The organism is Isoptericola sediminis, from assembly GCF_013085345.1.
Classification (GTDB): Bacteria; Actinomycetota; Actinomycetes; order Actinomycetales; family Cellulomonadaceae; genus Isoptericola; species Isoptericola sediminis.
The window spans coordinates 57,407-69,452 of sequence record NZ_JABFAJ010000019.1 but is presented as its reverse complement, the minus strand read 5'-3'; the positions used below and the strand labels follow the sequence as shown (position 1 = coordinate 69,452).

Sequence of the window (12,046 nt, the reverse complement as noted above, 5' to 3'; positions counted from 1 at the left end):
CGCTCTCAGCGCTCCTCAGGAGACCCGGCTCGAGCTGGCGATCTCGAACTCGAAGTCGAGTTCGTTGAGTAGCCGCTCGGCGACGTCCCGGGCGTGCTGCGGGTCGGTCGCGTAGACCGTGATGGAACGGCCCATCTCGAAGGTCAGGTCCTCGAAGTAGACCTCGTAGTCGCCAGCGGCGACGGTCGCGGTTTCCATTGTTCTCAACTCCTGGGTGGTTCTCGTTGGAGGAATTACCTCCAATTCCAGATAACCACCTGAAATCAATTACCCACAAGATATGTTGTAGTTGTGTTCTCGGGCAGGAGCCTTCTGACAGGCCACCCCACCCAGGACACGTCGAGACCCTCTGTCAGCCGTTGCCGAACTTCGCTCGGCGCTCGGCCTCGCGCTGACGGCGACGCTCCGCGATCTCGTCCTTCTTGGTCCTGTGACCCGGCTGCTGGCGCTTGCCCGCGTCGCGCTGCTGCTGGCCGATCCGCTCCAACACGCGGTCGAGCATCCGCGACAGCGCCGCGACGTCACGCGCCGAGTTCGTCTCGTCGATCTGGCGCGCCAGCCTGTCGCGCAGCGCGACCAACGCCGCCAGCTCGTCGCCCTTCACGGCCTCCTCGAGGCTCGCTGCCCAACTCTCTATTCGTCGTCAAGTGAATCGCCTCCTACGGAATTGGGTTGCGAAGGGGTCTCCTCGGCTCTCCGTCGACCTTCCAGTTCTCGATCGGCTTCTGCGGCGTATCCGGGTAATGCGACTCACGGGAAGGCCCTCCGGCAACGACGGCCGGAATGAGACTTGAACTCAGTGGTGTGGAACGAAGTCTCGGGGGGAGATCGCAGTATCTCTCGGGTGCGTCGACGATTACGGGGGAAGGTTCCCTCCCCCTGTCAGTCGGGGACGGCGGAGTCGAAGCGGGAGCACCGTGCGGGTCGTCGGCTTGCCGGCACCCCCGCCTCGAGCGTCCGTTCACGCCTTGTCGCCGGTGTCCTCGTCCGGCGGCGTGGGCGGGTCGAACTCGATCGCCTCGGTGCGGTGGTCCAGCCGGAACGTCCCGACGTCCGGGCGTGAGGCGTAGGTCAGGTTGCCCCACCAGTCGGTCTTCATCACCGCCGGGGTCTGGTCCGGGACCTCGTGGCCCTGGTTGTCCACCTTCGGCTTCATCCGCTGCTTGATCTCGATGACTGCTTCGACGTAGCGCTTGCTCGGCATCTTGCCGCTCCTTGTCTGTGTGTTCGTGCTGGTCGGTACTGCCTGCCTGGTACTGCCTGGTGTGGGCAGGGGTTGGTGGTCTACCCACCCCTGCCCTGGTCCACCCCCGGGGAATCCCTCCCGGGTAGGCGGGCCACCACCCCCGGCCCCCGGGGTGACTGAGAGGGGGAGCCACCTCGAGGGGCTGGGAGCCGGGGCGGTCCTCACTTGAGGTACTGCGGCTTGCGCGCGTCCTTGACCGACTTCTTCACCGCCGCCTGGGCTTCCAGCGCCGCGGCTTCCTTCTCGGCCCGGGCCTGGGCGACGGCCTCGAAGGCCTGCGCCTCCTGCTGAGCCGCGGCCTGCGCCGCCTGCTGAGCCGCCGCGGCCGGGTACTCGTCGTACAGGCTCGCGACGACCCCCAGCAGTTCGACGACGCTGACGCCGCCGGTGTCCCGGTCGAGCTGCTTGATCGGCAGGTCGTCGGTCTCGATCACCGGGTTGCCCGCGAACCGGTTGTTGAAGGGCTGACCGGTCGTGGCCCACGTGGCCATCTCGTCCACCTCGTCGGCCTGGACGATCGCGTCGATCAGGGCCTGGGCCGCCGTGTGCACGTTGGCGCGGGCCTGGTCGTGCTGGGTCTGCCAGGTCGGGTCGGCCGCGACCTTCAGGTACTCGCGGTGGTAGTCGGCCGAGATCAGGCTGGCCTGGTCCTCGGCGGTGTCCAGGAACGCCCGGGCAGCGTCGCGGCGAGCCACCACCGCGTCGTAGTTCGGCGTCGGGTCGGTGGGGTACTCGCCGGTGTCGCGCAGGATCTGCGCGGCCCTGCGCCGGTCGGCCTGCTTCGCCTCGACCATCGCGGCCGAGCCGTCGCCGGTCGCGTCCAGGTCCTTGACCGCGGCCTTGTACTTGGCCTTGAACTGGTCCCACTCGTCCACGAGCGGCTGCAGGGCCGCCGGGACCTTCCCGGCCGGGGGCCGGTTGGAGGGCTCGAGCGCGGGGGCCGCACCGAGCGGACCGGAGCCGGAGCGGAGCTGGCTGTTCGGACGGTACTTCATGGTTGTTCCCTTTCGTTGCGTCGCCGGTGTCTCCGACGTCGCGGTGGTGGTGAGCGGTTCGACCTGCAGCGTCCGGCCGCAGGAGGTCTCGACTTCGCGTCCGGCAGCGCCGGGTGCGAACAGGTGGTGGCCGCAGTCGCCGGGGCAGGCGACCCGGAGCGTGCCGCTGGGGCCGGGCTCGCTCACGACCTGCACCACGCCGCGCGGGCGACGCTCGGAGCGGCGTCGGGCCGGGGGGCCGTGCTTGACCCGGCCGACCTCGTCCACGTCCCAGCCGACTGCCCGCGCCAGGCGGCGGGCCTCCTCGGGCTCGCCCTCGTTCCAGGTGTTGCGGATCGTGGTCGCGTGCCGGCTGTCGTGGCCGGGCAGGAACTTCCCGCCCCTGGTGAGTCCGCCGCACCCGCAGGAGCAGTCCCGGCCGGGAGCTGCGTGTCTCATTTCGACCCGCCCCCGTCGCGCTCGCGCAGCATCCGGGACCTGGCCCGCAGCCGGTGGGTCGCGCAGAGCCCGGCGGAGAACACGTCGCGGTCGCATGCCTCGACGAGGCACTTGCGCTCCGGCGTGCTCAGGGCAGGCCACCCGCACACCTCGTCCAGGTGCTGCTGGACCCAGTCGCCCACGGTCTGGTCCTCGGCTGCCTTGCTCACGGGGTGCTCCTTCGCTGAGTGGTGGTACCGGGTCGGACGCTCCGCGAGCGCCCCTGTGAGGACCGTCGGTTCCCGTGGTTCCCGCTTATAAAGCGCGGGAACCGAGGAACCGCGTCCGGGCTGGTTCCCGGGAACCGCTGGGAACCGACCGGGAACCGAGAGGAACCGCAGGTCAGAGGGGGTGCGGGCTGGGAACCGATAGGTGTCGTCACCACGTCTCGTCCACCTCCTCGTCGGACAGGCGGTTCCCGGCCGGTTCCCCGGGCTCCTCGGTGTCCTCGCGGTACCCGCGGACGACCTCGTACTCGTCGCCGGACTTCCTGCGCAGGTACTCCTCGCTGACCAGCAGCGAGAATGCGCGTCCCTTCGCTTGTGCCTTGCCCGGGACGTTGAACTGCCCGTTCTCGTCCTTGCCCTTGACGACGACCGACCGGGTGGCGGGTCCGTAGGTCTCGAGCCAGACGCTGATCCGCTCCATCAGGTGGGTCGGGCGGAACTCGTCGGGTTCAGCCTCGGCGTGGTGGTGCTCGACGAGTTCGGCCTCGTGCACCAGCGGGTCCGCGTGCCGCGTCAGCACCAGCTTCGTGTGCGGCACCTGGTGCCGGTGCGCCTCACACGCCAGCACGAACCGGGACTGGCTGTCGCCCTGGCGAGTGAGCCTCCAGACGGCGTCCACGTCACCGGACTTCGCGGAGCCGCCGCGCTGGCCCTTCGTCTCGTCCTTACCGGCGTGGTCCATCCGGATCAGCGAGACACCGCGCTGCTTCAACGCGAGGCCGAGGTGGCGGTACATATTGAGCCAGGTGTCGTTGTCGTTCTCGGGGCCGTCGACGGCGCGCGAGACGGTGTCGATCACGACCACCTCGACGTCGTGCTCGTCGACGTACTCGAGCAGCCGCTGTGCGCCGAGCCGGGTGTCGAGCCCACCGAGGACCGGGAACGACAGCAGGTGCAGGTTCGACAGGTCGAGTGACTCGTCGTGGCCCATCGACTCGAGCCGGGGCAGCAGGTCGCCCATCGGGTCGTTCTCGTAGTCGAGGTACAACACCCTGTGCGGGCGTGGCGGGGTGGAGCCGAGGACCTCGGTCCCGCACGCGATCCCGACCGCGACCTCGAGCATGAGCAGCGACTTGCCGACCTTGGGCAGCGAGTACAGGACCACAAGCCGCCGTGCGGGCAGCAGCGGGTAGACGATCCAGTCCTCAGAGCTGCCGCCCTCGCGGTACTGCCGCCAGGCTTCGGCCCAGTCGAGCGCCGTGAGCGTGGACGGCGGTTCGGCGTCGGAGTCGTCGTCGGCGACCTTGCGGGGCCGGGCCTCGCCGCGGCGGAGGCCGGAGCGGAGCGTCGCGCGGGTCTCGTCCTTCCCGAGCCCGGCTTCGAGCGCGACTTCGGTGAGGCGCTCCTCGACCTCGGCCCGGTCCAGCAGGCCACCCCCCACCATCCGGCCGAGGTAGTACGCCTTCGCGTTGAGGGTCCCGTTGCGCTGCCCGTTCACGGCGTCGGCGAGGTCCTCGCAAGCCGCGTCGAGCGCAGCCAGGGCCTGAGCCTCGCTGACCGGCGCGTCGCCGTCGTCCCCCGGGTCGGGGGTGGTGGCCTGCAGCAGTTCGAGCACCCAGTCCGGCAGCGACTGCGGCTCGGTGTCGTCGGCGACCTCGTAGCGGCGTCCAGAGACGTGAGTGGAGCCAGGCGCGACGACGAACCCGCCTGCACCACGGACGTCCACCTCGAACCCGAGAGCACGCAGCGCGTCGGAGTTGCGCACCTCGACGTCGTCGGGCACTCGGAACCAGTAGTGGAAGCCCTTGCCGGTCCTGACCTTGAACGTGCTTGGCACGTCGTGGCCGTACGCCTTGCAGAGCCGCTCGAGCTCTCGCTTGCGGTCGGCGTCCAGGACGACGAGCCCGGACGGCCCGCAGGCGACCCCGAGGTTGCCGCCGAAGCGGTCGAGCCAGCGCCGGACCTCCGCGGGTTCGGAGGTCGCCCTCGCCTCCCAGCCGGTGATCGTGGGGTGCTTGCCGGCACTCGCGCAGTGGTCGCGGCTGCAGGTGCACTCGCCGTCCGACGTCACCCGGCGGAGCGGGAACAGCCGCACGCCCTCCGGCAGCCCAGCGAAGGGGTCGCGCTGGCCGTCCCGTGAATCGGGAGTGGTCGCCGGTGCGTCCGCCGGGGTGTCGGAAGTTCCGTGAGCGCGGACGGCCTGCAGCGTGCGGGAGTCGAGACGGGGAGCCATCAGCGGTCACCCCCGTCGACCTCAGCCTCGAAGCAGGCGCGGCACAGGCCACCGACCACGAAGACCCGCACCCGGGGCCTGCCCGGCTGGAAGTGCAGGAGCTGGAACCGGATGACCTGGAAGTCGCCGGGCTTGGAGCCTCGGGACACCGGCGGGACGTAGGTACGGCACCTGTCGCAGGTGCGCCCCTCGAAGGGGTCGCAGAGAGGGCCGACCGGCTTGCAGAGCATCATCGTGCACGCGGCGGGCCAGGACCCGACCGGCAGACGGTTGAGTTCGCGGGAGACCCGGCGGTGGCACTCGTCCACCTGGGCGAGCATCCAGGCCGTGGGCTTGTAGTTGGTGTCGGGGCCGAAGTAGCGAACTTCGCCGTCCTGGGAGGGCAGCCGTGAGTTCATCGCGGGCCACCTCCCCGACGCTGCGTCGCGGGCGGGGTGTCGGTGGTCGGCTTCTCGTCGCCGAACAGCAGCGTGGCGAGTGCTGAGATCTGGGCTTCGCTCAGCGGACGGTAGGTCCATCGAGCGGTCGCTTGAGTAGGCATGGGTCAGGTCCCTGAAAGATCCGTCGTTAGCCCACGAGGCGTCGCCTCGCTTCGGGATCGGGAGCCTGCCCTGGCGGCTGGCCGTCCGCGGCATTCGCGGCGCTTCCGTTGACTCGGGACTCTGCCTGCCCTGGCGGCTGGCGGGTACCGGTGCGGTGTGCCCTACAAGTTCCACGAAAGCACAGCAGCCACCCCTGCAACAAGTAGACTCACGAGACGGACTAAACGCGTGTGAACACAGACCGACCCCCGCCTCGAGCACGAGGAACGCGGGGGTCGGTCCGTGACGGACGTGTTCAGGGGCACGCCTACACGACGATCGGACCACGCGACGTCACCGCCGGACAAGGTCCTCGTTATCGTCCCACTTTGCCGCGCAGCGGGCGTCGGGGCGTCCGGGTAGCGTCCAAGGTGACCCCCGGGAGGGCATCGTGGCGAAGCGCAAGGGGAAGTTGACGGAGAGGGAGCGGCTGGGCAAGGCCGAGAAGGCTAAGCGCGCTCGGGACGCCGCCTACCGAGCTGCACTCGGACTCTCGGAGGGGGACCCACTGCCCAAGGAGATCGGCACGGTCGAGGGGCACGGTGGCGCGCAGCACGTCCGGCGGCGTGCGGCACCCGAGCGCTCAAGCACCGACCGACGCCGCCGGGCATGACCCCAAGGCCCGGGCGACGGCCGGGTCTGCCGCCACTGGTCGATTGGGAAGATTGGGCTGGAATCAACAACCCGTGTCTGGCTGGGGTGGAGGTCGCCAGCCTGGCCGGTCCGGTCAGGCTTCGTTCTCGCCGTCAAGTGGGATGCCCTGGTCGCGTTTGAGCTGCGCAGGCATCTCGTACGTCAGGTGGATCAACTGTCGTACGAACCTCCCGAGGCCACTTGCCTCGGCGGCGGTGACCTCGTCGTAGTCCTCCGGGTGCGCTCCCTCGTTACCGAGCTGGTTCAGGTGGTCGGCCCAGTCCCACAGGCCCTCGTGCAGCTTGCCAGAGGACTTCATGTGCTTCAGCGCGGGCTTCAGGTGTCGCTCATTCTTGGCCTCGTCGTCTCCCTTGTCCTTGATGAAGAGGTGCAAGGCGGAGCGAAACATCACGGCGGCTGCGCGGTTCGCCCCGATGCTCAGGCAGCGCATGCCCTCGTCGTACGCCGACGCGACGGCGAGTGGGACCTGGGGGTCCAGGACGCCCGCACCCGGCGGCGGGTAGACATGTTGCAGGTTCCTTTCCATATGGCCGTACCGCTCGGTGACCACGACCGTACGGTCGGTGCAGCCGTTGCAAGTCAGGACGTCGACGCGCTCATGCAGGTCGGCCGCAGAACCCCTGCCCCTGCGCAGGACCACTCCCTCTCCTTCCACGGTGAAGTTGGAAATGCGTCCGCACCGCGGGCACGGCCCTGACGGGTCGGCGGGAGTCGGGAGGCTGTCGGGATTCCGCGCTGTGTCTGCCATGCCCGTAATGGTGCCACCAGGGGCCGACAGCCGGGCCGGTTCAAGGTGCTTTCCGGTCATTCTCGTGAGCGACCGAAGCCCGGCAAGTGGCGGGCGGCCCGGAAGATCTTCACCCGTTCCCGGCGTGTCGAACCTCGACGAGCCGCGCCGAGGCGAAGGCACCCGGTCTGGCGAGAACTGCTAGTCGTGACGCTGCGACCGGCGGAGCAATCGCCGGTGATCGACCGAGCGTCCGGCCTGTCCGACCAGGCGGCGACGCCTCATCTTGTTCGGTCCGGGTGGCGCACTAGAACCAGTCAACTTCTCAGGCCGCACTGACGCACCCGGAAGCAGTTCAGCCAGTATCTCCATTCGCTCCTTGGCCAACTGCTGTTGAACACGTCGCGTCTCCCTAATGTCCCTCCGAACCGCGTTGTCGGTGTGTGCTCGAGCGTCCTCTAATCGCTGGGGGAAAGCACTTTGCCGCACCGAGGCTCGATCGACGTCGGACCGTGCTTCATAGTAGAGCATGGCGTTCTCAAAGTCGCGTGGACCAAAAGGAACGGTTGAATCAAACAGGCCATGCTCTTCCGCACGCAATCTCACTCGTTCCAGCCGCTCACGAGCCTCCTTCAAGAGGCCTTCCTGACGCTTGCCCTTGGCCCTAAGCTTCCAATACTCAAAGCGCATCTTCGCCCGGTGGCGTCTAAGGCGCCAGATAATCTTGCGGGCATCTCGTGAGTTGCCTGCGAACGCAATGACCGCCAAGATCATCACGGGCTCAAGGAGAACTGCTACCGCCAGTACCATAACGGCCGCTAGGGCAAACTGTTGACTCCATTCCGCGACCTGTTCGCCACGCGCCAGTCGCAGAATCGCGATAAGGGAAACCAGTTCCGCACCAAACGCGAGCACAAGGGCCGACGCCCTCGAGATCGCAATGCTCCGCGCCGCCCCTACAGTCGCGGAGAGCGAGCGAACAATCTCGGTTCGCGCATTGATAGTGACCGGCAGCGCTAGCACAGGTAGGACGGTTGCTACGACGACCCAAAATTCCACCACAAGTGCAGGCTAGCCGTTTTGTTGACCCCTACCCGGTGGACGGCGGGGTCTGGGCGGGCGAAATTCCCACGCGGACGGTCCTCACTCCCGGAGCAGGCAGTATCCGGAATTTCATGGGAGGGAACACCACCTGACGGGCACCATCATGGCGACCTCCTTCTTCCCGCCGGCCTCCATCAGCGCCCGACGCCCGGACTCCCGGACGTCCTGTGCCTGGGCACGGAGGACGTCTGCCAGAGGTGTGCCGCGCTCCAGCGCGACGGCCACGCCTTCGGCGAACCGTGACAGCGTCGGCAGACCGGTGCGGTCGGCCATCGCCGTGAGAGCGGCCGTGATCGGGGCTCCCGCCCGGACGTCGGCCAGCATCGCGGAGAACTCGCCGGACAGCTCGCCCCGGGCAGTCGTCGCGACCCGCTCGAGCGCCGGCACCGGCCCCTCGCCGGCCGTGACTGCGAGCGCCAGAAGCTCTGCGACGGTGGGGAACTCGGCGAGCATCCGCTCCTCCCGCCGCCGTGCAGCACCGGAGAGCCTCTGGTCACAGCCGACGAAGCCGGTCGCACCGGCGAGCAGCACCAGGACGGCCAGCACGACGACCGAGGAGCCTCGGGTCGCGGCGAGCAGGACAGCCAGCAGGAGACCGCCGGCCAGACCCAACGTCGTCCACACGAGCTGCCGTGCGCGGAACTGCTCGACGGTCTCGCGCAGACCGGCACGGTCCAGCCGACGCTGGACGTCCTCTCGCGTCGAGCCGAACCGCTCGAACCACGCGGCGGCGTCCTCGACCCACGGGGCGAGGAGCTGCTCGAGCACCCCGAGAGGGCCGCGCGTCGCCTGCTCGCGCAGCAGCCCCGAGGTCGCGTCCCGGGGCCGCAGGGTCGGGGCGAGCCGCTCGTCGAGCCTGATCCGTCGCCCCCGGACGCCGGAAGCCACCAGCAGCAGGCCGCATCCCGCGAGGAGGCCCAGCAGGGCACCGGTCACGATCGGCGTCATCGCAGCACCCGACCTTCCTCGGGCAGCCGGCCGATCCGGCGCATCGCGCGGTATGCCACGACGGAGCAGGCCGCACCGGTCAGCAGCACCGCGACCCCTGCCGCCGAGTTGTACGCCTGCGCCGTTTCCGGACGACTGGCGAGCAGGGCCAGCACGACCCACGGTCCGGCGGCTGCCACCCGCGCACCGTTCACCGTCCAGGACTGACGCGCCTCGAGCTCGCCACGGGTCTGCAGGTCCTGGCGCAGGAAGCTCGACAGGCTGCGCAGCAACCGACCGAGGTCCGTCCCGCCGACCTCACGTGTCAGGCGGAGGGCCTCGATGATGCGGTCAGCCACAGGGTCGGCGAGGCGGTCCTTGAGGAGATCGAGGCATTCGCCGAAGCGCCCGGTCGCCCGGTGGTCGGCAGCGAACTGGGCGAACGGCTCCCGCAGGGCCTGCGGCCCACGTTCGCCGAGCTGCGCGACCGCCTCCGGCAGGGAGAGACCGGCCCGCACGCCGCTGGCGAGGTGGTCGACGACGTCCGGCCACACCTCGCGCAGGTCGTCGCGGCGTCGGCGTGCCCGTGCCCGGACCAGCGCCTCCGGCGCCACGACCGCCATGACCGCGAAGCAGGCGGCGATGGCCGGGGACCGCGTCAGCACCAGCCCGAAGAGGAGGACGACGAGGGCGAGCCCGATGCTGAGGACGTAGAGGGCCGCCGGGGTCACCGTCGGCGCACCGGCCTGGACGAGCAGGTCCTGCACCGTGCGGTGTCGGCGACTGTGCCGCCGGCCGCGCTCCGGCTGCTCCCAGCAGGACCACCAGAGGCAGAACAGCCCGGCGCCGCCGACGAGCCCGACGACCACACCCATCAGCGCTCCCCGGCCAGCAGCGCGTGCACGTCGACGCCGACACGCTCGAACTTCTCGACCTCGGCCGGGAAGCCGTCCCCGCGCACGAGCTCACCACCGGCCGAGGCGGGCCTGCGACGGAAGAGCTGGGCCGTCTCGACCCGCCCTTCCTCGACCCGTCCCGTCACCACCACGATCTCGCGACACTGCCGCACACCTCCCGGCGTCACCCCGAGGTGCACGACCACGTCGAGCGCGCTCGCGACGGTCGGCGTGACGAACCGGTCCGAGATGTTCTCACCGGCGAGCAGCGGAAGCGTGCACATCTTGGTGATCGCCTCACGGGCCGAGTTCGCGTGCACGGTTCCCGTCCCGGGGACGCCCGCGTTCAAGGCGATGAGCATGTCGAGGCTCTCGGCCTCCCGCACCTCTCCGATGACGATGCGGTCCGGCCGCATCCGCAGCGCCTCCTTGACCAGACGACGCAACGGGATCTCCCCGGTCCCCTCGAGACTCGGTTGCCGGCACTGCATCGCGACGTGGTCGCGCACGGGCAGTCGCAGCTCGAAGACCTCCTCGCACGAGATGACGCGTTGACCGGCCGGCGTGGACCCCGCCAGAGCGTTGAGCATCGTCGTCTTGCCCGCCTGCGTGGCACCGGAGACCAGGATGTTGGCCCCCGCACGGACGGCCGCGTCGAGGAAGGCGGCAGCGTGCGCGGTCAACGAGCCGAGGCGGACGAGGTGGTCGAGGTGGTGGGCACGCACGACGTGCTTGCGGATGTTGACAGCCAGGTGCTCGCGGGTGACGTCCGGGATCACCACGTGCAGGCGCTCGCCGCCAGGCAGGGTGGCGTCGACGAACGGCGAGCTCAGGTCGAGCCGGCGCCCCGAGGACTTGAGCATCCGCTCGACGAGGTCCCGGACCTGCTGGCCCGTGAGCAGCGTCGTCGTCAGCTCGCTGACTCCGCGACGCGCGACGAACACCTGGGCCGGGTTGTTGATCCAGATCTCCTCGATCTCCGGATCGTCGAGGTAGGGCTGCAACGGACCGAACCCGCCGAAGGTGTCGATGAGCGCACGAGTGGTGGCAGCCGGGTCGACCAGCGGCGGAACGACCCCGAGGGTGGCCCGGTCCCCGTAGTCGGCCACGGCCTCCCCGACCAGGCGGTCGAGTCCGTGGCGATCGGTCACCGGGTCGATGCCACGGCGGCGCACGAGCTCGCGGACCTCGCCGGTCAGCAGGCTGCCCGCCTCGTCGTGGGTCAGAACGTCGGCGTCCACCCGTGGAACCTCTCCGTCGGGGTCAATCGGGCAAATCCACTCAAGCGCGACCGAGCGTAGCGAAGTTCCCGCCCGCTGCGCCTGGGGCCATCCACCCTGTGGACAACTGCGAGCGGGGCGGAACCGGTGTGACCGCAGGACCGGGCTCGTCCGGCATCACTGTCGCGAGCCGAGATCCCCGAGGCGAGGACCACCGAGCATGGCTAGCGTGAAGTCCGATGGAAGTGATGACCACGGTTGCGACGCTGCTGGCAGGGGTCGCGGCGATCGCCGCCCCCATCCTCGCGTTGCTCTCCCGAGCGTGGTCTGGCGAGTTCTCCGCTCGTAAGCTCCACCGGCTGCAACGACTGGCCACGCTCCGCGCGACGCTGGCCGAACAGGGCCAGGCCACCGGCGTGCTGGATGAGCGGATCGCCGAGGAGATTCGACAGATCCAGAGGGAGACGGTTCTGGAACGGGACAACCATCTGAGGCAGAAGCTGTGGAAGAAGGCGCCAGGGAGGCGGTTCGTCTCAGGACTGTTGGTCGGAGTCGGAATCGCCTCCGCACTTCTTGGATGCATCTACTTCATCGTGTCGATCTTCGAAGGCCCGGCGACGGGTCCTCAAGACCTCGGAGCGAGCGACTTCCTGGTCAGCGGCGCAGTCTTTGTCGCACTCGGCCTGATCACGATCATTCCCACCGTCCGCTGGAGAGCTCGCGTGCTCGATCGGCTTCTCAGCACCCACCTGGCGAAAACCGCGGAGGGGTATGAGGTGCCCTGACGGGCGTGCGCCGGTGACATGGCGCCCGAGCAAC

Annotated in this window: 13 protein-coding genes; 1 reads left to right on the top strand and 12 read right to left on the bottom strand. The window is 69.3% G+C overall.

The window, feature by feature from the left end:
* Positions 1 to 15 precede the first annotated feature (15 nt).
* The 12 genes from HLI28_RS10540 to HLI28_RS10485 all read right to left on the bottom strand — a co-directional run bounded on the left by HLI28_RS10540 (position 16) and on the right by HLI28_RS10485 (position 11,248).
* On the bottom strand, positions 16 to 198 hold the full coding sequence (locus HLI28_RS10540) for a hypothetical protein (protein ID WP_171247480.1): 183 nt from the start codon (positions 196 to 198) through the stop codon (positions 16 to 18).
* A gap of 154 nt (positions 199 to 352) precedes the next feature.
* On the bottom strand, positions 353 to 604 hold the full coding sequence (locus tag HLI28_RS10535) for a hypothetical protein (protein WP_171247479.1): 252 nt from the start codon (positions 602 to 604) through the stop codon (positions 353 to 355).
* A 357-nt stretch (positions 605 to 961) separates the two neighbouring features.
* Entirely contained in the window at positions 962 to 1,204 is a 243-nt protein-coding gene (locus HLI28_RS10530; RefSeq protein WP_171247478.1) for a hypothetical protein, read from the bottom strand.
* Positions 1,205 to 1,407: 203 nt separating this feature from the next.
* A complete protein-coding gene (locus HLI28_RS10525) occupies positions 1,408 to 2,679 on the bottom strand; it encodes a hypothetical protein (RefSeq protein WP_171247477.1) in 1,272 nt (423 codons plus the stop codon).
* Positions 2,676 to 2,888, bottom strand: a complete 213-nt coding sequence (locus HLI28_RS10520) for a hypothetical protein (RefSeq protein ID WP_171247476.1) — start codon at positions 2,886 to 2,888, stop codon at positions 2,676 to 2,678. The genes HLI28_RS10525 and HLI28_RS10520 overlap by 4 nt, the downstream gene beginning before the upstream one ends.
* A 208-nt stretch (positions 2,889 to 3,096) precedes the next feature.
* A complete protein-coding gene (locus tag HLI28_RS10515; RefSeq protein WP_171247475.1) occupies positions 3,097 to 5,118 on the bottom strand; it encodes a bifunctional DNA primase/polymerase in 2,022 nt (673 codons plus the stop codon).
* On the bottom strand, positions 5,118 to 5,516 hold the full coding sequence (locus tag HLI28_RS10510; RefSeq protein ID WP_171247474.1) for a hypothetical protein: 399 nt from the start codon (positions 5,514 to 5,516) through the stop codon (positions 5,118 to 5,120). Before HLI28_RS10510 ends, HLI28_RS10515 begins: the two co-directional genes overlap by 1 nt.
* The gene (locus HLI28_RS10505) at positions 5,513 to 5,659 is read right to left on the bottom strand and encodes a hypothetical protein (protein WP_171247473.1); all 147 of its coding nucleotides are present in this window, start codon (positions 5,657 to 5,659) and stop codon (positions 5,513 to 5,515) included. Before HLI28_RS10505 ends, HLI28_RS10510 begins: the two co-directional genes overlap by 4 nt.
* Positions 5,660 to 6,426: 767 nt before the next feature.
* Entirely contained in the window at positions 6,427 to 6,993 is a 567-nt protein-coding gene (locus HLI28_RS10500) for a DUF4145 domain-containing protein (protein WP_171247472.1), read from the bottom strand.
* A 1,260-nt stretch (positions 6,994 to 8,253) separates the two neighbouring features.
* A complete protein-coding gene (locus HLI28_RS10495; protein ID WP_171247471.1) occupies positions 8,254 to 9,132 on the bottom strand; it encodes a type II secretion system F family protein in 879 nt (292 codons plus the stop codon).
* Positions 9,129 to 9,986 carry a type II secretion system F family protein gene (locus tag HLI28_RS10490; protein WP_171247470.1) on the bottom strand — a complete coding sequence of 286 codons (858 nt, stop codon included), beginning with the start codon at positions 9,984 to 9,986 and terminating at the stop codon, positions 9,129 to 9,131. The genes HLI28_RS10495 and HLI28_RS10490 overlap by 4 nt, the downstream gene beginning before the upstream one ends.
* Entirely contained in the window at positions 9,986 to 11,248 is a 1,263-nt protein-coding gene (locus tag HLI28_RS10485; protein WP_343035789.1) for a TadA family conjugal transfer-associated ATPase, read from the bottom strand. The genes HLI28_RS10490 and HLI28_RS10485 overlap by 1 nt, the downstream gene beginning before the upstream one ends.
* 218 nt (positions 11,249 to 11,466) lie before the next feature.
* Here HLI28_RS10485 and HLI28_RS10480 point away from each other — a divergent pair, with 218 nt between their 5' ends.
* The gene (locus HLI28_RS10480) at positions 11,467 to 12,012 is read left to right on the top strand and encodes a hypothetical protein (protein WP_171247469.1); all 546 of its coding nucleotides are present in this window, start codon (positions 11,467 to 11,469) and stop codon (positions 12,010 to 12,012) included.
* Positions 12,013 to 12,046: the final 34 nt, after the last annotated feature.